We start from the raw sequence: 20,204 nt of genomic DNA, 5'->3' as shown, positions 1-20,204 counted from the left end.
GTTCAGGCATGACCGCTGACTCCGGCCCCACCGCTGGCTCCGGCATCACCGCCGACCACGCGTCCCCGCCCGCTGCGCCGTCCTCGAACCCCGCGCCGTCCTCGAACCCGGCGCAGCCGTCGAACCCCGCGCAGCCCCTCGGCGGCACGCAGCCCCACCCGCCCCGGCCGACCTCGACGCCGGTCACCCAGGCCGTCATCCTGGCCGGCGGCCAGGGCTCCCGGCTGCGGCCCTACACGGACGACCGTCCGAAGCCGCTGGTCGAGATCCCGGGGACGGGCACGCCGATCCTCGGCCACCAGCTGGCCTGGCTCGCCGCCGAGGGCGTCACCGACGTCGTGGTCTCCTGCGGGCACCTCGCCGACGTGCTGGAGGAGTGGCTGGACAAGGCGGACCTGCCGCTGCGGGTGCGCACGGTGGTCGAGGAGGAGCCGCTCGGGCGCGGCGGCGGGCTCAAGTACGCGGCGAGGGCGCTGCCCCGCCCGGAGGAGCCCTGGTACGCCACCAACGGCGACATCTGGACCCGTTTCAGCCTGCGCGAGATGGCCGCCTTCCACCACGAGCGGGACGCCGTCGCGACGCTCGCGCTGGCCCGGCCGCGGATCCCGTGGGGCGCCGTGGAGACCGACCAGTTCGGCAACGTGCTGGACTTCATCGAGGCGCCGCCCTCGCCCTTCCTGATCAACGCGGGCCTGTACGTGTTCAGCCCGGAGTTCGCCGAGCTGCTGCCGGACGTGGGCGACCACGAGCGCACCACCTTCCCGCAGCTGGCGCGCGGCAAGCGGCTGGCGGGCTACCAGCTGCCGCAGGGCGTGTACTGGCGGGCGATCGACACCGCCAAGGACCTGACCGAGGCCGCCAAGGAGCTCGCCTCCGGTGCCGGGCGGACCCCCGTGTGACGACGCGGCCGTAACACCGCAGCAGCAAGCACAACGCCGGTCGGCCGGGTGCTCCCCCACGGAGCACCCGGCCGACCGGCGTGTCAGGGCCCTCAGGTCGCCGTAGGCGCCCCCGGGCGGGTGGAACGGGTGCCGCCGGACAGGTCGGCCAGCGGCGCGCTGCCCAGCACCCCGCCGAGCAGTCCGGAGCCGGAGCTCGGGCTGGTCTTCGGCGCCGGGCCCGAGCCGCCGGGGCCCGGGGTGCTGCGCTGGGCGGGGGCGGGACCGCCCCCGGCGGACGGGGCGGCGGGGGCCGGGGAGGAGCCGGTCCCGGCCTCCGGCTTGCCGGAGTGGCCCTTGCCGCTGGGCGTCGGGGTGGCCGGCTTGGCGCTCTGGGCGGCGGACGGCGTGCCGGCGCTCGGGGTCGGGGTGGCCGGGCGCGGGGCGGTGGGCGAGGGCGACGACGTGGACGGGCCCTTGCCCCCCGGGGTGCCGGACGGGCCGCCGGACGGCCACACCGGGGTGCCGTAGTCGGTGGCCGGACGGGTCGGTGCCTGGTGCGCCCGGGCGCCGGTGCGGACGGCCGCACCGAGCATCGAACCGAGCAGCAGGGTCAGGCCGACGACGACGGTGGTGACCACGGTGCCCCGGCGCAGCACCCGGCGGCGCAGTGCTCGGGGCGCGTCGGCGCCGTACCGCCGCCAGGCCTCCAGGTTGAGCCGGCCGTCCAGGGAGGCGAACGGCGCCCCGGCGATCAGCAGCGGGCTCCAGGCCGCGAGGAAGATCAGGTCGGGGGTGTCGTAGACCGGTACGGCCCGCCAGCTGACGGTGAACAGCAGCGCGGCGGAGAGCGCCATCGCCGCCCCGGCCGCGAGCCGCTGCCAGAGGCCGAGGACGGTCAGCACGCCGACCACGATCTCGATGAACGACACCGCCAGCCCGGCGCCCACCGGGTGCGCCATGGCGAAGGCCAGCAGCGGCTCGGCGACCTTCCAGGGGTGCAGCGAGGAGAGCCAACGCATCATCGAGCCGCGCTCGCCGCCGTCGAAGTACACCGGGTCGCAGAGCTTGCTGAACCCGGCGTAGACCGAGAGCGAGCCGAGGACGGCGCGCAGCGGCAGCAGCACCAGGCCGAGGTCGACCCGGCGGCCGGGGTACCAGGGCTGCTTGCCCTCGGCGTCGGTGGCGGAGACCTCGGGCAGTTCGCCGCTCGGGGTCCAGCCGTGCGGCTCGCCGACCGGGCCGACGCCCGCGTCGGTGGCGGTGCCGTCGCCCTCGCGGGGCTGGCGCGGGACGGTCCGGGCGCCCGCGAGGGACGGGATGACCTGGGTCTCCGCCTCGGCCAGGCCGACGCCGACGCCGCCGCGGGCCGGGGTTCCGCCCTGGCGCACCGCCTCCAGCAGCCGGGTGGCGGCGAGGTCGCCGGGGGGTGCCTGGCCGGTCCAGGTGACGGCGGTGACCCGGCCCTTGCGGCGCGGCGCACCGCCGGCTCCGGCCCCGGCCAGCGCCGGGACGGCGGAGGCCGGGACGACGACCTGCGGGGTGACCAGCGGACGGCGGATCAGGCCCTGGTTGGCGTACGGGTCGCCGAACGCGGCGCCGGTGGACAGCAGTCCGGCCGGAGCCTCGATCAGCGGCGCCACCGGGGCGCCGAGCCGGAGTCGGAAGCTCGCCTGGGTGATGCTGAGCCGCGCGGGGTCCGACTCCACCTTCACGGTGTTGAGGCCGGGGCCCGCGTCTATCCCGGTGCTGCCGCCGCCGAACAGGGGGCGCCGAGGTGTTCTGGTGTCCACGCCCGTCTAACCGGGTGACGGCCGCTTAGGACACTCTCCCGGGTGGATGTCCGGCGCACACTTGAAGTGATCATGAAAAAAGCGATCGGACCCGGTCGGGCCCGATCGCCTTTCACTCGAATTGCGGGCAATACGGAAGATCGCCTGCGCCCCGCCCGTCGAACGTGCTCAGCGCTCAGCGATCATTGCCCAGCGATCAGCACTGACCGATCAGCACTCAGCGCTTGGCGCGCAGCCGCGCGGCCTCGTACAGCACGATGCCCGCCGCGACACCGGCGTTCAGCGACTCGGTCAGGCCGGACATCGGGATCCGCACCCGCATGTCGCAGGTCTCCGAGACCAGCCGGGACAGGCCCTTGCCCTCGCTGCCCGCGACGATCACGACCGGGCCGGTCAGCAGCTCCAGGTCACCCAGCTCGGCCTCGCCGTCGGCGGCCAGGCCGACCACCATCAGGCCGGCCTTCTGGTAGGCCTCCAGGGTGCGGGTCAGGTTGGTGGCCCGGGCGACGGGCAGCCGGGCCGCGGCACCGGAGGAGGTCTTCCAGGCACCGGCGGTCATGCCGGCCGCGCGGCGCTCGGGGATGACCACGCCGTGCGCGCCGAAGGCGGCGGCGGAGCGGACGACGGCGCCGAGGTTGCGCGAGTCGGTGACGCCGTCCAGCGCGATGATCAGCGCGTCCTGGCCGGCGTCGGAGGCGTCGACCAGGAGGTCGTCCGGGTGCGCGTACTCGTACGGCGGGACCTGGAGCACCAGGCCCTGGTGGTTCATCCCGCCGGTCATCTGGTCCAGCTGCGGGCGCGGGGCCTCCATCAGCGGGATGCCGCGGTCGTTGGCGGCCTGGAAGGCGTCGCGGACCCGGTCGTCGGTGTCGATGAACTGCTGGACGTACAGCGCGTTGGCCGGCACGTCGCCCTGGAGGGCCTCGACGACCGAGTTGCGGCCGAAGACCAGCTCGGCGCTGCCCGCGCCGCCGCGACCGCCGCGACCGCCGGCACCGGCCCGGCGCATGCCGGCCCGGGCCTTGGCGTCCCGCTCGCGCTTGATCGCGGCGTTGGCGGCCCGCTGCTTGGGGTGGCCCTTGCGCTCCTCCCCGGGCGGGGTCGGGCCCTTGCCCTGGAGCGCCTTCCGGCTGTGGCCGCCGGTACCGACAGACGCACCCTTCTTCGATCCGGGGTTGCGGCGGTTCCTGCGTGCACTGTTGCCGGCCATGGCTGTACTTCCTGTCTGTCCGGCATGCCCTCGCCGCCCCGGTCTGTCCCGGCGGCGGCCGACGGCATGCGTACGTCATGCGGGAGGGCCGCACCGGTCCGGTACGGCCCACCCATCACCCCGATCGTCAGATGGGGTTACTGGCTGTTGATCGTCCAGCGCGGGCCGGACGGGGTGTCCTCGATCGCCAGCCCGGCCAGGCCGAGCTGGTCGCGGATGGCATCCGCGGTGGCGAAGTCCTTGCGCTGGCGCGCCGCCTGCCGCTGGTCGAGGACCAGGCGGACCAGCGAGTCGACCACACCGTGCATGCTCTTAAGTGTCCCAGTCTCACCGCGCTCCGTCCCGGCCCACTGCGGGTCGAGCGGGTCGAGGCCCAGTACACCGAGCATCGCACGGACCTCGGCCAGTCGCGCCACCACGCTCTCCTTGTCGTCTGCGTTCAGGGCGCTGTTGCCCTGGCGGACGGCGGTGTGCACGATGGCCAGCGCCTGCGGGACGCCGAAGTCGTCGTCCATCGCCTCGGCGAAGGCCGGCGGCACCTCGGGCGCCGCGTCGACCGTGCCGCAGCGCTCGACGGCGCGCTGGACGAAGCCCTCGATCCGGCCGAAGCCGGCCTCGGCCTCACGCAGCGAGTCCACGCTGTACTCGATCATCGAGCGGTAGTGCGGGGCCGCCAGGTAGTACCGGAGCACGATCGGCCGCCACGCCCGGACCATCTCGGAGACCAGCACCGAGTTGCCCAGCGACTTGCTCATCTTCTCGCCGGCCATGGTGACCCAGGCGTTGTGCACCCAGAAGGCGGCGAAGGCGTCACCGTACGCCTTGGACTGGGCGATCTCGTTCTCGTGGTGCGGGAAGATCAGGTCCAGCCCGCCGCCGTGGATGTCGAAGGCCGGGCCCAGGTACTTGTGGGCCATCGCCGAGCACTCCAGGTGCCAGCCCGGACGGCCGCGGCCCCACGGGGTCTCCCAGCTCGGCTCGCCCGGCTTGGTGGCCTTCCACATCGCGAAGTCGCGCTGGTCCCGCTTGCCGGTCTCGCCCTCGCCGCTCGGCTGGCGCAGGTCGTCGAGCTTCTGGTTGGAGAGCTCGAGGTAGTCCGGGTAGGACTTCACGTCGAAGTAGACGTTGCCGTCGGCCGCGTAGGCGTGGCCCTTCTCGATGAGCCCCTGCATCATCTCGATCATCTCGGGGATGTGCCCGGTGGCCCGCGGCTCCACCGTCGGCGGCAGGCAGCCGAGCGCGTCGTAGCCGTCGTTGAAGGCGCGCTCGTTCTCGTAGGCGATCTGCCACCACGGCGTGCCGAGCTCGCGCTCCTTGGCGATGATCTTGTCGTCGATGTCGGTGACGTTCCGGGCGAAGGTCACCTGGTAGCCGCGGTAGGCGAACCACCGCTGCATGATGTCGAAGTTGAGCCCGGAACGGATGTGCCCGATGTGAGGCGCCGACTGGACGGTAGCGCCGCACAGGTAGATCGAGACACAACCCGGTACAAGCGGGACGAAGTCGCGTACCTGTCGGGTGCTGGTGTCGTACAGACGAATGCTCACAGCGTCAAGCGTAGTGGGAAGTGGGGGGTGCCCCGCCACATTCCCCGGGACAACGGTGCTGTGATCCCGGGGAAGGGCAGGTCGCGGGCGGAAAGCCGGCGAGAAGCCGGCGGGAAGGTCAGATGCTGCCGACCACCTTGCGCGGGCTGAGGCGCACGATCACCCGGACGTCGTCCGGGCCGTCCCAGGTGTACTTGTCCACCCCGCGGTACTTGGCGGCCAGCTCGTCGATCAGCTCCCGGCCGCCCTCGGTGGTCATGCTGACCTCCCCGCGCGCCTCCAGGTACTCGTACGGGCTGTCCGCCGGGTTGAGCAGGATCGAGACGCGCGGGTCCCGCACCAGGTTGAGGTGCTTGCGGCGGCCCTCGACGGTGGAGAAGAGGATGTCGTCGCCGTCCCTCTTGACCCAGACCACCGAGGACTGGGGGCTGCCGTCGGGCTGGACGGTGGAGACCACGGCGAAGCTCTTGCCGTCGATCAGCGCCTTGGCGCGGTCGGAGAGTTGGGTGGTCATCGTGGCGAAACCTCATCTCGTCGCGGCGGTCACGGCCCGAGGGGAAGCCCCGCGCGGGCCCGAGCCGACAGTACCGACCCGGGGCCCCGCGCCACCGGGTGAACACCCGTCAGACGCGGTTTTCTTCCCGACCTGCCTCCCGACATGCCTCCGGGCACGCTTCCGGCCGCTCCACCGACCACCCCACCGGCCCGCGCCCTCACCGCCCCACCGGCCCGCGCCCTCACCGCCCCGCCGGACTCAACGCCGTTCGTACACCAGGGCGGTGGCGATCGCGGCCAGCCCCTCGGCCCGGCCGGTCAGGCCCAGCCCGTCGGTGGTGGTGCCGGAGACGGAGACCGGGGCGCCGGCCGCCTCCGAGAGCGCGACCTGCGCCTCGGCCCGCCGCTTGCCGATCTTCGGCCGGACGCCGATCACCTGGACCGCGACGTTGCCGATCTCGAAGCCGGCCTCGCGGACCAGCCGGGCCGCCTCGCCGAGCAGCTTCACCCCGGAGGCGCCGGCCCACTCCGGGCGGTCGGTGCCGAAGTGCGCGCCCAGGTCGCCGATCCCGGCGGCCGAGAACAGCGCGTCGCAGGCGGCGTGCGCGGCCACGTCGGCGTCCGAGTGCCCGGAGAGCCCGACCCCGGCGTCCGGCCACTCCAGCCCGGCCACCCAGAGCGGGCGGCCGGCCTCGAAGGCGTGCACGTCGGTGCCGATCCCGACGCGGGGGATCAGGGGGAGCTGCGGGTCAGTAGGCATCGGCGGCCCTCCGGCGGGCGAGTACGGCCTCGGCGAGCACGAGGTCCAGCGGACGGGTGACCTTGAACGCCTCCTCGTGGCCGGGCACCACGACGACCTGGCCGCCGTAGCGCTCGACCAGGCCGGCGTCATCGGTGACGGGCGGCGCGTCGGCAGTGCCCGCGCTCTCCTCGGCCAGCGCCTTGGCGTGCACCTCGACCAGGGTGGCGCGGTCGAAGCCCTGCGGGGTCTGCACCGCGCGCAGGGTGGACCGCTCGGGCGTGTCGAGCACCGGCTCCGGGTGGCCCGGGTTCGGTTCGACCCGCTTCACGGTGTCGGCCAGCGGCACCGCGGGCACCACGGCCCGGGCCCCGGCCCGGACGGCGGCCGCGACGGCGTCCACCACCTCGACCGGCACGAGCGGGCGGGCCGCGTCGTGCACCAGGACGATCCCGACGTCCTCCGGGATCGCGGCCAGGCCGAGGCGCACCGACTCCTGGCGGGTCGCGCCGCCGGCCACCACCCGGATGTCCTTGTCGTCCAGCCCGTGGCTGTCCAGCAGGGCGACCACCTCGGCCACCCCGTCGGCGGGTGCGGCGACCACGACCAGGCCGACCGCCCGGCTGCGGGCCAGCGCCCGGACGGCGTGCACCAGGAGCGGCACACCGCCCAGCTCCCGCAGGGCCTTCGGGGCCCCTGGCCCCAGCCGCTCACCGCGTCCGGCGGCGGGCACCACTGCTGCTGCGACTGCTGCTGACGCGTTCAGGTTTCACTCCTTCGGCGAAGTGGGTATGGCCATGGCGTGCCCGGCGGGCGCACCGGGCCCCTTCCGAAGAACCACGGTCCCACTACCCGCCGCACAGCTCCGCACGACCCGCACTCCGTGGAAGTTCCACGGGAGAGCGGGTGCAGAAACGGTCTTGCAGGCCTGGACCGGCTCGGGGCGCGAGGTGTCGTCCGGACACGCCTCAGCGCCCGGAGTGCCACTGCACCACTCCCGGACTGTTCGTCCGAGGAGCGGCGCGCCGGCACCGGGCGCTGTGGGCGTTGGGCGGAAGCCCGACTGCACTGCGGTGGCGCGTGCGCTACGAGGCGAGGACCTCGTCGAGCAGCGTCTCCGCCTTGTCCTCGTTGGTGTTCTCCGCCAGCGCGAGCTCGCTGACGAGGATCTGGCGCGCCTTCGCGAGCATCCGCTTCTCGCCGGCCGAGAGGCCGCGCTCGCGCTCGCGACGCCAGAGGTCGCGCACAACCTCGGCGACCTTGATAACGTCGCCCGAGGCGAGCTTCTCCAGGTTCGCCTTGTAGCGACGGGACCAGTTGGTCGGCTCTTCCGTGTACGGTGCGCGCAGCACCTCGAAGACCCGGTCCAGACCCTCCTGGCCGACTACATCGCGCACGCCGACGAACTCCGCGTTCTCGGCGGGCACGCGGAGCGTCAGGTCTCCCTGCTGCACCTTGAGCACCAGGTAGGTCTTGTCCACACCTTTGATCTGGCGAGTTTCGATGGCCTCGATCAGTGCGGCCCCGTGATGGGGGTAGACCACCGTGTCGCCAACCTTGAACGTCATGTGACAGGACCCCTTCCGTGGCTTTCCAGAATAACACGCTTCTCGGCGCACCCGAAGGGCGTTTTCGCAGGTCAGGGCAGGTCTCGGGGCTTGACAAGCACCCCCATGACGTGCTGCGACCGGTGTTCGAGGGGGGCTTCCCGCAGGTCGGAGGCGGTTCCGGGGTTCGGCGAAACCCTTGCGCAACACCCCCGCAACCATGATTGGATCTTGAGCTTTCACCTCTTTTCCGGTCGCGGCCCAATCGTTATTCGATCTTGGTCGAAGCTTGTCCGCGTCGTGACCGGGACATGGCGGGTGTACCGCCGGACGGCCCCCGGCGGGCCCCGGGAGTGCGACACGGGGACCACCCCGTGAGGACGGCATAAGTGAGGTCGATAATCTGAGACCTGACCTACCGACACGTGACTTAGGAGAAGCCGCCGCCGTGAGCCGCAGCCTTCGACGCGGCAGCATCGCCGCCATCGCCGCCATCGCCATCGCCTCGCTGTCCTCCTGCGCAGCCGGCAACACGCCGGACACCCTGCAGATCAAGCCGGACAACGCGGCGGCAACCCTCGGGACGAACCTTCGGCTGAACAACATCGTGATCGTCACCGGGGAGGGCACCTCGGGCGACTACTCCGGCGCCGCCAACGTGGTGGTCAACATCGCCAACACCGCGAACACCCCGGCGGAGCTGCAGTCCGTGACGGTCGGCACCTCCACCGCCACCTTCGCGGACGCCGCGGGCGCCCCGCTGACCGGCATCGTGGTGCCGGCCGGCGGTTCGGTGGCGATCGGCGGCCAGGGCAACCCGACCGCCGGCGTCGCCTCCGCCTCCGTCCACGTCGGTGGCTTCGCCCCCACCACCTTCACCTTCAAGGACGGCCAGAAGGTCGAGGCCCAGGCCGGCGTGAGCCCGGACGGCAAGGGCCTCTACAAGGGCTACGGCCCGACCCCGTCGGCGAGCGCCACGCCCGTCAAGAGCTCCTCTCCCGCCGCGGGCGCCCCGACCGCCGGTGCCACCACCCCCGGTGCCACCGCCACCCCGGGCGCCCCCGTCACCGGCACCCCGGCCACCGGCGCCGCCGTTCCGGCCGGCGCCACCACCCCGGCGGTCCCGGCCGCCCACTGACGCCGTGCCCCGCCTCCGGCGGGCCCGGACGGGCCCGCCGGGAGCAACGCGGAGGCCCCCTCCGGCTGCTGCCGGAGGGGGCCTGCGCGTGTGGCGCGCTCCCGCGGTTTACGGCTCGAACTTGTAGCCGAGGCCGCGGACCGTGACCAGGTAGCGCGGCGCGCCCGGGTCCGGCTCGATCTTGGCCCGCAGGCGCTTCACGTGGACGTCCAGGGTCTTGGTGTCGCCGACGTAGTCCGCGCCCCAGACCCGGTCGATCAGCTGCATGCGGGTGAGCACCCGGCCCGCGTTGCGCAGCAGCATCTCCAGCAGGTCGAACTCCTTGAGCGGCAGGTCGACCTTGGCACCGTCCACGGTCACCACGTGGCGGTCGACGTCCATCCGGACCGGGCCCGCCTCCAGGGCGCCCGGGCCGTTGCCGTTCTCGCCGGCCCCGCCGTCCTCGCCGCGGCGGCGCAGCACCGCGCGGATCCGGGCGACCAGCTCCCGGGTGGAGTACGGCTTGGTGACGTAGTCGTCAGCGCCTATCTCCAGCCCGACGACCTTGTCGATCTCGCTGTCCTTGGCGGTCACCATGATCACGGGGACGTTGGAACGCACCCGGAGCTGGCGGCAGACCTCGGTACCGGGCAGACCCGGCAGCATCAGGTCGAGCAGGACGAGGTCCGCGCCGTTGCGTTCGAACTGCTCCAGGGCGTCGGGGCCGGTGGCGGCGACGGCCACCTCGAAGCCTTCCTTGCGGAGCATGTACGAGAGGGCGTCGCTGAACGACTCCTCGTCCTCGACCACCAGTACTCGGGTCACGATCAGGCCTCCGGGGCAAGCTGCGGGGTTGTGTCTGACAGGTGTGGTTCCCGCTCCCGGGTGGGGAGCGAACGGTCGGTACGGTCCGTGCGGTCCGTGCGGCCCGTGGTGAGGGTTCGGGGTGCCGCGGCGGGGCCGGCGGCGTCCGGCTCGTGGTCCGGCTCGCGGTGGGTCCGGTCGGCGTCGGTCCGGTCGGCGTCGGTCCGGTCGGCGTCGTCGTGGAGGTCGCCGCCGGTCCCGTCGAGGTCGTCGTCGAGGCCGTCGTCATCGAGGTCGTCGTCGCCGGGCGCCTGCCCGGCGGGCAGGCGGACGGTGAAGGTCGAACCCTGCCCCTCGACGCTCCACACCGACACGGTGCCGCCGTGCGAGGCGGCCACGTGCTTGACGATGGAGAGGCCGAGACCGGTGCCGCCGGTGGCCCGGGAGCGGGCCGGGTCGACGCGGTAGAAGCGCTCGAAGACCCGCTCGCGGTCCTTCTCGGAGATGCCGATGCCCTGATCGGTGACCGAGATCTCGATGAGCTCGCCGTCCGCCTCCCCGAGCGCCGCGGCGCTGGAGATCCGGCGGGTGGCGATCGCCACGCGGGTGCGCGGCGGGCTGTAGTTCACGGCGTTCTCGACCAGGTTGCCGAGCGCGGCGGCCAGCTGGCCGCGGTTGCCGTGCAGGTAGAGGCCGGCGATGCCGCCCGCCGCGATGAGGATCTGCTTGGCGGCGGCCTGCTGGCGGCAGCGGTCGATCGCCTCGGCGATCAGCTCGTCCACCGCGACCGGCTCCGGGTCGACCATCAGCCGGTCGTCCTGGACCCGGGAGAGGTCGATGATCTCCTGGACCAGGCTGGCCAGCCGGGCGGCCTCGACCTGCATCCGGCCGGCGAAGCGCTGCACCGCCTCCGGGTCGTCGGACGCGTCCACGACCGCCTCGGAGAGCAGCGACAGGGCACCGACCGGGGTCTTGAGCTCATGGCTGACGTTGGCGACGAAATCCCGGCGGACGGCCTCCACCCGGCGCCGATCGGTCTGGTCCTCGACCAGCACCAGCACCAGCCGGGAGCCCAGCGGGGCGACCCGGACGGAGACCGCGAGCGGCTCGGCCGCGCGGGCCGCGCCCGGCCGGGGCACCTCCAGCTCGACCTGGCGGATCTCGCCGTCCCGGCGGGTGGCGCGGGCCAGCGAGAGCATCGGGTCCACGGCGACGGCACCGCCGCGCACCAGGCCCATCGCGTACGCCGCCGAGCTGGCCTTGACCACCTCGTCGCCCTCGCCGAGCACGATCGCGCAGGAGCGCAGCACGGAGAGCACGGTGTCGACCCCCGGCGGCAACGGGGGCTCGGGGTTGCCGGTGCCCAGTGCCTGGTACCGGCCGTGGTTTCTGCCGCTGGTGCCGCTCTGCTTGCCCCTGGCCTGCTCGCGCTCGCTCCAACGGAAGGCGATGGAGGCGGTGAGGCCGACACCGAGCCCGGCTATGGCGCAGGCAGCGGCGGCGGCCACGTTCACGTCCATGTGGCCAGCGTAAGCGCACGGCCAGGCCAGTCCCCAAGGTCTGGGTCAAGGCATCGACCACGCGTTGCCGAGAATTCACCTTCGTGTGGCCGCCGATTCACCGCACCGGCCGTGCATCGTCGCCCGGGCGTCGGAAAGTTGGCCGGGCAGCCCGTGTGGGAGAGCTCGGTGTGCCGAACAGCGGGCACCGGCTCGGGTGTGCGCGTACGATGCGCGCCACCAGCAGCGGTCACCCGGACGCCGGACGTACGGTCGTACGGGCTGACCGGTCGGCACCGCCACCGACACAGCTACTGAGGAGAGAACATGCGCGACGCGTACCACGAGGAACTCGATGCGATCGGTGACAACCTGGTCGAGATGGCGCGGCTGGTCGGCTCCGCACTCGGCCGCGCCACCACCGCCCTCCTCGACGCGGACCTGGCGCTGGCGGAGAGCGTGATCGCCGCCGACGAGAAGGTCAACGACCTGCACCACGAGCTGGAGAACCGGGCGATCGACCTGCTGGCCCGCCAGCAGCCGGTCGCCACCGACCTGCGCATCGTCGTCACCTCGCTGCGGATGAGCGCCGACCTGGAGCGCTGCGGCGACCTCGCCCGGCACGTCGCCAAGGTCGCGCGGATGCGCTACCCCGACACCGCCGTGCCGCGCGACCTGCACTCCACCGTCCTGGAGATGGGCCAGCTCGCCCAGCGCCTGGTCGCCAAGGCCGGCCTGGTCATCGCCACCAAGGACGTCGACAAGGCCCTGGAGATGGAGCAGGACGACGACGCCATCGACACCCTGCACCGCGAGCTGCTGTCGCACCTGATCGACGAGCGCTGGCACCACGGCATCGAGACCGCCGTCGACATCACCCTGGTCGGCCGCTACTACGAGCGCTTCGCGGACCACGCGGTGTCGGTCGCCAAGCGCGTGGTGTACCTGGTGACCGGCGAGCACGTGGCCGAGTTCGTGGCCGCCACCGAGGCGGCCGAGGCGGTGGGGACCATCGGGGCGGAGTGAGCTCCGCCCCGACGGCCGCTCACCCGAGGGGTGAGTAAACCTGTGGCGAGGGTGGTGCGGGCGCACGGTTCTCCGGGCGTCCCACCACTGCGCGCCTGTTGACGCTCCCTCCGTCCGGCGGTTTCACTCGAAGTATCGGGCGCCGGAGTGTGCCCGCTTCACGGAGGGAACAGCTCGATGAAGGCCAACCCGACCCGCCCGGCCCCCGCCCGCGACACCGTCGAGCCGCCCGCCCCGAAGCTGCTGCCCGTCCTCGCCGCCGGCTGCGGCTGCGGCCCGGGCTGCGGCTGCGGCTGCCAGTCCGGTGCGCCCTGCCAGTGCGGCGGCGCGAGCGGCGGTTGCTGCGGCGGCCACTGAGGACTCCGGCCGGGTGCGCGGCGCGGCGCTCCGGCGGCCGTGCACCTCGTCCGCGTCCGGCCCGCCCCGTCTCCGGCCCGCGCGGTCGCGCCCGCGCGCGGCTCCCGGGCCCGAATCCCGGGCCCGGCGTCAGAACCTGACGTCGGTGCAGGAGTAGAAGGCGTTCGCGGTGTCGGCGATCGTCCAGACCGCGACGACCACCTGGTGGCCGGTCCGTCCGCTCGGGACGGTGGCGGTGTGGCTGAGTGTGCCCGGCACCTGCTTCCCGCCGTACGGGACGGTCAGGAAGGGCGTGAGGTCCAGGTCGGCCCGGGTGATCGGCCGACCGGCGTCGTAGCCCGGCTTGGTCAGGTAGTACCGGAAGTCGCTGGTCGCGTGCCGGGCGGTGAACTTCCAGGTGAAGGTGAGCGACCGACCCGCCGTCACCGGGGTGGTCGGCCAGGCGCCCGCGTGCGGGTCGTCCAGCTCGGCGAAGCGCGCGTTGCCGCCTGCGCAGATGGTGCCGTCCGCGGGGCCCAGGGCCGGGAAGCCCTTGGGGCCCTCGACGCTCTGCGGCTCCCACTGGATGTCGCCGCAGTTCCAGGGGACACCGCTCGTGTGCACGTCGCAGAGCGCGGCCCTGCTGGGCGGGGTCGTGACCCAGCCGTGGGACGACGCGGGGAAGGCGAGCGTGAACGGTATCGCCAGCGCGGCGACCACCGCGCCGACGAGGTGACGTGTGCGCATGGTGCTCCTCCGTGGGGGTGGATGGAGAGTGCGCCGGGGCGCGGACGCGCACGTGGGGGTGCGGGCCCGGGACGGGGAGATCCGGGGCACGCCGGCGCCGGTCCGGTGCCCTCACGGTAGGAGCCCCCGCCACCGCCCGTCAATGGTCTGAACCACTTTCACCATGGACCAACTCGCCTTCCCCGCAAGCCTGTTGGAACGCCCCGCGAGCCGGCCGGACATGCGGAAGGCCCCGCCCCCGGCGAACCGGTGAGCGGGGCCTTCGGTGGCTGTCGTGCTTACTTCTTGCCCTGGTTCTTGACCGCCTCGATGGCCGCGGCGGCGGCGTCCGCGTCGAGGTAGCGGCCGCCCGCGGCGACCGGCTTGAAGTCGGCGTCCAGCTCGTACACCAGCGGGATGCCGGTCGGGATGTTCAGACCGGCGATGGCCTCGTCGGAGATGCCGTCGAGGTGCTTGACCAGCGCGCGCAGGCTGTTGCCGTGGGCGGTGACCAGGACGGTCTTGCCGGCGGCGAGGTCCGGGACGATGGCGTCGTACCAGTACGGGAGCATCCGCTCGACGACGTCCTGCAGGCACTCGGTGCGCGGACGCAGCTCGCTCGGGATCTCGGCGTAGCGGGCGTCACCGGCCTGCGAGTACTCGGAGTCGTCGGCCAGCACCGGCGGCGGGGTGTCGTACGAGCGGCGCCACAGCTGGAACTGCTCCTCGCCGAACTCGGCCAGGGTCTGGGCCTTGTCCTTGCCCTGCAGCGCGCCGTAGTGCCGCTCGTTCAGGCGCCAGCTGCGGCTGACCGGGATCCAGTGGCGGTCGGCCTTGTCCAGGGCGATCTGCGAGGTGCGGATGGCGCGGCGCAGCAGCGAGGTGTGCACCACGTCCGGGAACAGACCCTCGGCGGCCAGGAGCTCGCCACCGCGGGCGGCCTCCTTCTCGCCCTTCTCGTTGAGGTCGACGTCGACCCAACCGGTGAACAGGTTCTTCTGGTTCCACTGGCTCTCGCCGTGGCGGAGCAGGATGAGTCGGTACGTCGTGTCAGCCATGGGCCCCAGCTTAGTGGAGGCCCGAAAACCCCTGGTGGGGACCTTGGGCCGATGGGTAACGTGTGCCCCGCGCATCAGCCACTTACATGCGTCGGCTGACCGGGCCTGCCCGAGCCGCTCAGCGGACGCCTGCCCCGGGGAGCCCCACACATGCCCGTCACCGCCCGCTTCCGAGGAATGCTCCAGGAGACGGCGGGCGGACTGCCGCGCCAGTTCTGGTGGCTCTGGGTCGCGACCCTGGTCAACCGCCTCGGCGCCTTCGTGGTCACCTTCCTGGCGCTCTACCTCACCAGCAGCCGCGGGTACTCCCCCACCTACGCGGGCCTGGTCGCCTCCCTGTTCGGCCTCGGCTCGGCGATCGCCTCGATCGTCGCCGGGGTGCTGACCGACCGGATCGGGCGTCGGCCCACCCTGCTCGCCGCCCAGCTCGGCACCGCGCTGTTCACCGCCGTGCTCGGCTTCACCGACGGCCAGGTCGCGATCGCGGCGGTGGCCTTCCTGGTGGGGTTCTGCAACAACGCCACCCGGCCGGCCATCTCCGCGATCATCGCGGACATCGTCCCGGCCGCCGACCGAGTCCGCGCCTACTCGCTGAACTTCTGGGCGATCAACCTGGGCTTCGGCCTCTCCTCGGCGGTCGCCGGCCTGATCGCCACCCACGGCTACCTGACGCTCTTCCTGCTGGACGCGCTCTCCACGGTGCTCTGCGCGGTGGTGATCTTCCTCAGGATCCCGGAGACCAAGCCCGACGCCCCGGCGGACGGACGGGCCGACGAGCCGGCGGTCGGCCTCCTCACCGTCTTCCGCGACAGCCGCTTCATGGCCGTGGTCGGCCTCACCCTGCTGCTCGCCCTGGTGATGCAGCAGGGCTCCACCACCCTCGCGGTGGACATGGGCCGCCAGGGGATCACGTCCTCCGAGTACGGCCTGGTCATCGGACTGAACGGGCTGCTGATCGTGCTGCTGCAGATCCCGCTCACCCGGTGGGTCGAGAACCGCAGCCGCTCGGCCATGCTGGCGACGGCCTCGCTGTTCATCGGCTGGGGGTTCGGGATCACGGCCCTGGCCGGGTCGTCCGCGTGGTTCTACGCCTTCACGGTGGCGGTCTGGACGGTCGGGGAGATCCTCTACACCCCGACCCTGATGGGCCTGATCGCCGAGCTGTCGCCGACCCACGCCCGCGGGCGCTACCAGGGCGTGTACGGGCTCTCCTGGTCGCTCGCCTCGTTCCTCGGTCCGGCCGTGGGCGGCGTGCTGCTGGAGCGGGCCGGCGGCGGGGCGCTGTGGGGCGCGTGCGGGATCTGCGGCACGGTCGCCGCGGTCGGCTACGTGGTGCTGGGCGGACGGACCGGCGCCGCCGAGGGCGCCGGGTCCGGCGATGTCGTCGCGGTCGCGGCGCCCGCAGCGGAGGCCGTCACGGCGCCCGCGGCGGAGGCCGTCGCGGCGCCTGCCGCCCAGGCCGTCACGGCGCGTGCCGCGCGGCCCGTCGCGGACGCCGTCGCGGCGCCCGCGGCGGAGGCCGAGAAGGCCCCGGCGGGAGCCTGAGCGGGCTCGGTCAGTCGGCGGCCGGGGCGTCGCCCCGGGCGGCGTCCGGGCCGGCCAGGTGGGCGAAGGCGGCCAGGTTGCGGGTGGACTCCCCGCGCTTGGTCCGCCACTCCCACTCCCGCCGGATCGCCGAGGCGAAGCCCAGCTCCAGCAGGGTGTTGAACGGCGTGTCCGCGCTCTCCAGCACCGTCCCGAGCAACCGGTCGACGACCTCCGGGCCGAGCGCCTCCAGCGGCAGCCGGCCGGCCAGGTAGACGTCGCCGAGCGCGTCGACCGCGTACGCCACGCCGTACAGCCTGGTGTTGCGCTCCAGCAGCCAGCGGTAGACGGCCTCGTGGTTCTCGTCCGGGCGGCGGATCACGAAGGCGTTCACCGACAGGGTGTGGTCGCCGACCCGCAGGGCGCAGGTGGTGCTCAGCTTCCGGGTGCCCGGGAGGGTCGCCACCAGCGTGTGCGGGTCGGTGGCGGCCGGCTCCCAGGCCACCCCGGCGTCGTCCAGGGCGGTGCGCAGGAGGGTCAGGGCCTCGTCCTTGGTGCGGATTGCCATGGGGGTGACGTTACTCGCCGGTACCCGGCGGGCGCAGCCTCGGCTCACCCGCGACGGCCGACCGGAACGGCTCCCGGCCTCAGGTGAGCCGGCGCCGGGCGGTGGCCAGCCGGCCGGCCGGGCGGGCCAGGCTGCCGGCGTACACCTCGGCGGTGGTCGCCGCGGCGGTGTCCCAGCCGAAGCCGGACGCGTGCCGGGCCGCCGCCGCACCGCGCCGGGCCACCAGCTCGGGGTCGGTGACGTACGGCTCCAGCGCGTACGACCAGTCCCGCGGGTCGTGGCCGCGCACCAGGGTGCCGGTCTCGCCGTCCCGCACCGCGACCGGCAGGCCGCCGACCGCGGCCGCCACCACCGGGGTGCCGCAGGCCTGCGCCTCCAGCGCGACCAGGCCGAAGGACTCGCTGTACGAGGGCATCACCAGGGCCGTCGCCGCGCGGTACCACTCGGCGAGCTTCTCCTGGCCGACCGGCGGGTGGAAGCGCACCACGTCGGAGATGCCGAGCTGGGCGGCCAGTTTGTGCAGGCTCTCCGGACGGGCCAGCCCGGTGCCGGACGGGCCGCCGACGACCGGCACCACCAGGCGCTCGCGCAGCTCCGGGCGGCGGGCCAGCAGCGCGGCGACCGCGCCCAGCAGCACGTCCGGGGCCTTGAGCGGCTGTATCCGGCCGGCGAAGAGCAGCACGGCGGCGTCCTGCGGCAGGCCGAGCCGGGCCCGGGCGGCGGCCCGCGAGCGCGCCGGACCGGGCCGGAAGACGTCCAGGTTGACCCCGGGGTGGACGACGGCCAGCTGGTCCGGCCGGGCGGCGTAGTGCAGGGCCAGCTCGGCGGCCTCCTCGGTGGTGTTGGCGATCAGCCGGTCGGCCGCCTCCACCACCTGGGTCTCGCCGATCACCCGGGCCGCAGGCTCGGGAGTGTCCCCCTCGGCCAGCGCGGCGTTCTTGACCTTCGCCATGGTGTGCATGGTGTGCACCAGCGGCACCCCCCAGCGCTGCGCGGCCAGCCAGCCGACCTGCCCGGAGAGCCAGTAGTGCGAGTGCACCAGGTCGTAGTGGCCGGGGCGGTGGCCCGCCTCCGTCCGCAGCACCCCGTGGGTGAAGGCGCACAGCTGGGCCGGGAGGTCCTCCTTGACCAGGCCCTCGTACGGCCCGGCGGTGACGTGCCGGACCAGCACGCCCGGAGCCAGCTCGACGGTCGGGGCGTCGTCCGAGCAGATCGCCCGGGTGAACACCTCGACCTCGATGTTGAGGTCCGCCAGCCGCTTGGCCAGCTCGACGATGTAGACGTTCATCCCGCCGGCGTCCCCGGTGCCGGGCTGGTGCAGCGGCGAGGTGTGGACGCTCAGCATCGCTATCCGGCGCGGGCGGCGGCGGCCCGGGACGAGCGACTGGAGCCGGCCGCGCGCGGGCACGGCGGACTGGGCACGGCGTACCGAACGGACGGGGTGCTGGATCACCTGGCTGAAGCCTCCTCTGTGCGGCCCGTCGAGGCGGTCCGCGCCGGGCCGCCCGTTGTCCGGTGTGCGCTGCCCCGTCCGGGCACACATCACCACCAGTGTGCCAACCGCGCGGGTGGCTCCCGGCATTCCCGGTCCGGCCCACGAGCGTCCCCGGTCCGGCGCACCGGCTGAGCGCGGCGGCAACGCCCCAGGTCAGCGCGGTGACTCCGGCGCCCCGACTACCCTTCTGGACATGGCTGCCTCCTTCGACCCCGCGACCGCCGCGCCCTCCCGTGGGCGGACCGGGCGCCCGGTGGGGACCGTCACCCGGGGCACCACCAACACCAACCGGCTGCGCCGGATGGACCGCTGGATCGCCCACACGCTCGGCCGCACGCTGCGCTCCGCCGGGCACCCGCCGGTGGCGGTGGACCTCGGCTACGGCGCCGCGCCGTGGACGGCCGTCGAGCTGGCCGCGCGGCTGCGCGCGGTGCGGCCGGACGTCCGGGTGGTCGGGATCGAGATCGAGCCGGAGCGGGTCGCGGCCGCGCTGCCGTACGCCGAACCGCCGCTGCTCACCTTCCGGCGCGGCGGCTTCGAGGTGCCCCTGGACGGCGGCGCGCCGGCCCAGCTGATCCGGGCGGCCAACGTGCTGCGGCAGTACGACGAGGCGGCGGTGGCCGGGGTCTGGGAGCGGCTGTGCGCCCGACTCGCCCCGGACGGGCTGCTGGTCGAGGGCACCTGCGACGAGATCGGGCGGCGGCACGTCTGGGTCGCGCTCGGCCCGGAGGGGCCCCGGACGGTGACCTTCGCGGCCCGGCTCGGCGGTCTGGCGCTCCCCTCCGACCTGGCCGAACGGCTGCCCAAGGCGCTGATCCACCACAACGTGCCGGGCCGGCCGGTGCACGCCTTCCTGACCGAGTTCGACCGGGCCTGGGCGGCCGCCGCGCCGTACGGGGCGTTCGGGGCCCGGCAGCGCTGGGTGGCGGCCTGCACGGCGCTGGCGGGCAGCTGGCCGCTGGTGGACGCGCGCGGGCGGTGGCGGCAGGGCGAGGTCACGGTGCCCTGGTCGGCGCTCGCGCCGTAGGGACCGCACCGGCGGAGCGGCGGCGAAGTGGCCGCGGAGCGGCGGGCGCGGGCGGGAGCTGGTGAGCGACCCGGCGCATTCACTCGAACGAGTTATCGAATATCTCTGGCGTGTTGACGCCCCATCACGCCACCATGGGACGCGACCGAGCGGCGACACCACACGCCGCCCGGAGCGCACCACGCCCAGCCGTCCGCCGTCAGCCGTCAGCCGTCCTGCCCGAGCAGCTCCCGCCAGGCCCGCTCGAACACCCCGTACATCTCCGACCCGAACAGCACGAACCGCACCTCCGCCAGCGCCGCGCCCGCCTCCGCGTCACCGCCGTCCAGTACCTCCGCGACGGTGGCCAGCGCGATCCGCGCCGCGTCCGCCGGCGGCCAGCCGTAGATCCCGGCCGACACGGCCGGGAAGGCCACCGTGCGCGCGCCCAGTTCCGCCGCGACGCGCAGCGACTCGCGATAGCAGGAGGCCAACAACCCCGCCCGCTCCTCGTACTCCTCCGCCCGGTACACCGGCCCGACGGTGTGCACCACCCACCGGGCCGGCAGCCGTCCGGCCGTCGTCGCCACCGCGCGCCCGGTGGCCAGCCCCTTGCCCCAGTGCGAGGCGCGCAGCCGGCGGCACTCCTCCAGGATCTCCGGCCCACCCCTGCGGTGGATCGCACCGTCCACCCCGCCACCACCCAGGAGGGACGAGTTCGCGGCGTTCACCACCGCGTCCACCTGCTGCTCCGTGATGTCACCCTCGACCAGGGTGATCCGCGTCACCATCACATACCCCCGTCTCCGCCCCGCGCGTCAGCCGCCGGGACGGGC

At 73.8% G+C, this 20,204-nt stretch carries 20 protein-coding genes; 6 read left to right on the top strand and 14 right to left on the bottom strand.

Annotated elements, in window-relative coordinates:
• The first annotated feature begins 8 nt into the window (after positions 1-8).
• On the top strand, positions 9-899 hold the full coding sequence (locus tag ACYP53_RS10615; protein WP_229928555.1) for a nucleotidyltransferase family protein: 891 nt from the start codon (positions 9-11) through the stop codon (positions 897-899).
• Between the two features lie 92 nt (positions 900-991).
• Here the strand turns inward: ACYP53_RS10615 and ACYP53_RS10610 are convergent, their stop codons facing one another.
• From ACYP53_RS10610 to ACYP53_RS10580, 7 genes are all read right to left on the bottom strand, one after another.
• The gene (locus ACYP53_RS10610; RefSeq protein ID WP_459647255.1) at positions 992-2,671 is read right to left on the bottom strand and encodes a DoxX family membrane protein; all 1,680 of its coding nucleotides are present in this window, start codon (positions 2,669-2,671) and stop codon (positions 992-994) included.
• A gap of 217 nt (positions 2,672-2,888) precedes the next feature.
• The gene (gene rlmB, locus ACYP53_RS10605; protein WP_189915898.1) at positions 2,889-3,881 is read right to left on the bottom strand and encodes a 23S rRNA (guanosine(2251)-2'-O)-methyltransferase RlmB; all 993 of its coding nucleotides are present in this window, start codon (positions 3,879-3,881) and stop codon (positions 2,889-2,891) included.
• Positions 3,882-4,018: 137 nt separating this feature from the next.
• On the bottom strand, positions 4,019-5,428 hold the full coding sequence (gene cysS / locus ACYP53_RS10600) for a cysteine--tRNA ligase (protein ID WP_189915897.1): 1,410 nt from the start codon (positions 5,426-5,428) through the stop codon (positions 4,019-4,021).
• 118 nt (positions 5,429-5,546) lie between these two features.
• The gene (locus ACYP53_RS10595) at positions 5,547-5,942 is read right to left on the bottom strand and encodes a PPOX class F420-dependent oxidoreductase (RefSeq protein ID WP_189915896.1); all 396 of its coding nucleotides are present in this window, start codon (positions 5,940-5,942) and stop codon (positions 5,547-5,549) included.
• Positions 5,943-6,182: 240 nt separating this feature from the next.
• A complete protein-coding gene (gene ispF, locus ACYP53_RS10590) occupies positions 6,183-6,683 on the bottom strand; it encodes a 2-C-methyl-D-erythritol 2,4-cyclodiphosphate synthase (RefSeq protein ID WP_459647254.1) in 501 nt (166 codons plus the stop codon).
• Positions 6,673-7,428, bottom strand: a complete 756-nt coding sequence (ispD, locus tag ACYP53_RS10585; RefSeq protein WP_229928586.1) for a 2-C-methyl-D-erythritol 4-phosphate cytidylyltransferase — start codon at positions 7,426-7,428, stop codon at positions 6,673-6,675. Before ispD ends, ispF begins: the two co-directional genes overlap by 11 nt.
• 319 nt (positions 7,429-7,747) lie before the next feature.
• Positions 7,748-8,230: a CarD family transcriptional regulator gene (locus ACYP53_RS10580; protein ID WP_014136563.1), complete on the bottom strand. Its 483-nt coding sequence runs from the start codon at positions 8,228-8,230 to the stop codon at positions 7,748-7,750.
• Between the two features lie 427 nt (positions 8,231-8,657).
• Here ACYP53_RS10580 and ACYP53_RS10575 point away from each other — a divergent pair, with 427 nt between their 5' ends.
• On the top strand, positions 8,658-9,347 hold the full coding sequence (locus ACYP53_RS10575; protein WP_189915893.1) for a DUF461 domain-containing protein: 690 nt from the start codon (positions 8,658-8,660) through the stop codon (positions 9,345-9,347).
• A 108-nt stretch (positions 9,348-9,455) separates the two neighbouring features.
• Here ACYP53_RS10575 and ACYP53_RS10570 read toward each other — a convergent pair whose 3' ends face one another.
• Both ACYP53_RS10570 and ACYP53_RS10565 read right to left on the bottom strand, forming a co-directional pair.
• A complete protein-coding gene (locus tag ACYP53_RS10570) occupies positions 9,456-10,151 on the bottom strand; it encodes a response regulator transcription factor (RefSeq protein WP_189915892.1) in 696 nt (231 codons plus the stop codon).
• A gap of 2 nt (positions 10,152-10,153) precedes the next feature.
• Positions 10,154-11,650: a sensor histidine kinase gene (locus ACYP53_RS10565; RefSeq protein WP_459647253.1), complete on the bottom strand. Its 1,497-nt coding sequence runs from the start codon at positions 11,648-11,650 to the stop codon at positions 10,154-10,156.
• Between the two features lie 306 nt (positions 11,651-11,956).
• On the opposite strand from ACYP53_RS10565, the gene phoU reads away from it, so the two are divergent.
• Complete coding sequence (gene phoU, locus ACYP53_RS10560; RefSeq protein ID WP_189915890.1) at positions 11,957-12,655, top strand: phosphate signaling complex protein PhoU; 699 nt, start codon at positions 11,957-11,959, stop codon at positions 12,653-12,655.
• A gap of 177 nt (positions 12,656-12,832) precedes the next feature.
• Positions 12,833-13,012 carry a hypothetical protein gene (locus ACYP53_RS10555; RefSeq protein WP_459647252.1) on the top strand — a complete coding sequence of 60 codons (180 nt, stop codon included), beginning with the start codon at positions 12,833-12,835 and terminating at the stop codon, positions 13,010-13,012.
• Between the two features lie 129 nt (positions 13,013-13,141).
• On the opposite strand, the gene ACYP53_RS10550 is transcribed toward ACYP53_RS10555, so the two are convergent.
• Both ACYP53_RS10550 and ACYP53_RS10545 read right to left on the bottom strand, forming a co-directional pair.
• Positions 13,142-13,738, bottom strand: a complete 597-nt coding sequence (locus tag ACYP53_RS10550; protein WP_459647251.1) for a lytic polysaccharide monooxygenase — start codon at positions 13,736-13,738, stop codon at positions 13,142-13,144.
• A gap of 278 nt (positions 13,739-14,016) precedes the next feature.
• Positions 14,017-14,775 carry a phosphoglyceromutase gene (locus tag ACYP53_RS10545; protein WP_189915887.1) on the bottom strand — a complete coding sequence of 253 codons (759 nt, stop codon included), beginning with the start codon at positions 14,773-14,775 and terminating at the stop codon, positions 14,017-14,019.
• A gap of 150 nt (positions 14,776-14,925) precedes the next feature.
• Here ACYP53_RS10545 and ACYP53_RS10540 point away from each other — a divergent pair, with 150 nt between their 5' ends.
• Entirely contained in the window at positions 14,926-16,320 is a 1,395-nt protein-coding gene (locus ACYP53_RS10540) for an MDR family MFS transporter (RefSeq protein ID WP_459647250.1), read from the top strand.
• Between the two features lie 10 nt (positions 16,321-16,330).
• Here the strand turns inward: ACYP53_RS10540 and ACYP53_RS10535 are convergent, their stop codons facing one another.
• Both ACYP53_RS10535 and mshA read right to left on the bottom strand, forming a co-directional pair.
• A complete protein-coding gene (locus tag ACYP53_RS10535) occupies positions 16,331-16,867 on the bottom strand; it encodes a type III secretion system chaperone family protein (protein ID WP_189915885.1) in 537 nt (178 codons plus the stop codon).
• A 79-nt stretch (positions 16,868-16,946) separates the two neighbouring features.
• Positions 16,947-18,320, bottom strand: coding sequence for a D-inositol-3-phosphate glycosyltransferase (gene mshA, locus ACYP53_RS10530; protein WP_373313711.1), 1,374 nt, complete (start codon positions 18,318-18,320; stop codon positions 16,947-16,949).
• 235 nt (positions 18,321-18,555) lie between these two features.
• Here mshA and ACYP53_RS10525 point away from each other — a divergent pair, with 235 nt between their 5' ends.
• A complete protein-coding gene (locus tag ACYP53_RS10525) occupies positions 18,556-19,389 on the top strand; it encodes a methyltransferase domain-containing protein (RefSeq protein WP_189915883.1) in 834 nt (277 codons plus the stop codon).
• A gap of 206 nt (positions 19,390-19,595) precedes the next feature.
• On the opposite strand, the gene ACYP53_RS10520 is transcribed toward ACYP53_RS10525, so the two are convergent.
• Positions 19,596-20,159 carry an O-acetyl-ADP-ribose deacetylase gene (locus ACYP53_RS10520; RefSeq protein ID WP_189915882.1) on the bottom strand — a complete coding sequence of 188 codons (564 nt, stop codon included), beginning with the start codon at positions 20,157-20,159 and terminating at the stop codon, positions 19,596-19,598.
• Between the last annotated feature and the right edge of the window lie 45 nt (positions 20,160-20,204).

The sequence above is a fragment of the Kitasatospora sp. Ki12 genome (assembly GCF_054601375.1).
This window is presented reverse-complemented; position numbering and strand designations above follow the sequence as displayed.

What these genes read in the sequence shown, in the direction of transcription:
- ACYP53_RS10615 (WP_229928555.1), top strand. Translation starts at nt 9, where the DNA reads ATGACCGCTGACTCCGGCCCCACCGCTGGCTCCGGCATCACCGCCGAC.
- rlmB (WP_189915898.1), bottom strand. Translation starts at nt 3,881, where the DNA reads ATGGCCGGCAACAGTGCACGCAGGAACCGCCGCAACCCCGGATCGAAG.
- ACYP53_RS10595 (WP_189915896.1), bottom strand. Translation starts at nt 5,942, where the DNA reads ATGACCACCCAACTCTCCGACCGCGCCAAGGCGCTGATCGACGGCAAG.
- ispF (WP_459647254.1), bottom strand. Translation starts at nt 6,683, where the DNA reads ATGCCTACTGACCCGCAGCTCCCCCTGATCCCCCGCGTCGGGATCGGC.
- ACYP53_RS10580 (WP_014136563.1), bottom strand. Translation starts at nt 8,230, where the DNA reads ATGACGTTCAAGGTTGGCGACACGGTGGTCTACCCCCATCACGGGGCC.
- ACYP53_RS10565 (WP_459647253.1), bottom strand. Translation starts at nt 11,650, where the DNA reads ATGGACGTGAACGTGGCCGCCGCCGCTGCCTGCGCCATAGCCGGGCTC.
- phoU (WP_189915890.1), top strand. Translation starts at nt 11,957, where the DNA reads ATGCGCGACGCGTACCACGAGGAACTCGATGCGATCGGTGACAACCTG.
- ACYP53_RS10555 (WP_459647252.1), top strand. Translation starts at nt 12,833, where the DNA reads ATGAAGGCCAACCCGACCCGCCCGGCCCCCGCCCGCGACACCGTCGAG.
- ACYP53_RS10550 (WP_459647251.1), bottom strand. Translation starts at nt 13,738, where the DNA reads ATGCGCACACGTCACCTCGTCGGCGCGGTGGTCGCCGCGCTGGCGATA.
- ACYP53_RS10545 (WP_189915887.1), bottom strand. Translation starts at nt 14,775, where the DNA reads ATGGCTGACACGACGTACCGACTCATCCTGCTCCGCCACGGCGAGAGC.
- ACYP53_RS10540 (WP_459647250.1), top strand. Translation starts at nt 14,926, where the DNA reads ATGCCCGTCACCGCCCGCTTCCGAGGAATGCTCCAGGAGACGGCGGGC.
- ACYP53_RS10535 (WP_189915885.1), bottom strand. Translation starts at nt 16,867, where the DNA reads ATGGCAATCCGCACCAAGGACGAGGCCCTGACCCTCCTGCGCACCGCC.
- ACYP53_RS10525 (WP_189915883.1), top strand. Translation starts at nt 18,556, where the DNA reads ATGGCTGCCTCCTTCGACCCCGCGACCGCCGCGCCCTCCCGTGGGCGG.
- ACYP53_RS10520 (WP_189915882.1), bottom strand. Translation starts at nt 20,159, where the DNA reads ATGGTGACGCGGATCACCCTGGTCGAGGGTGACATCACGGAGCAGCAG.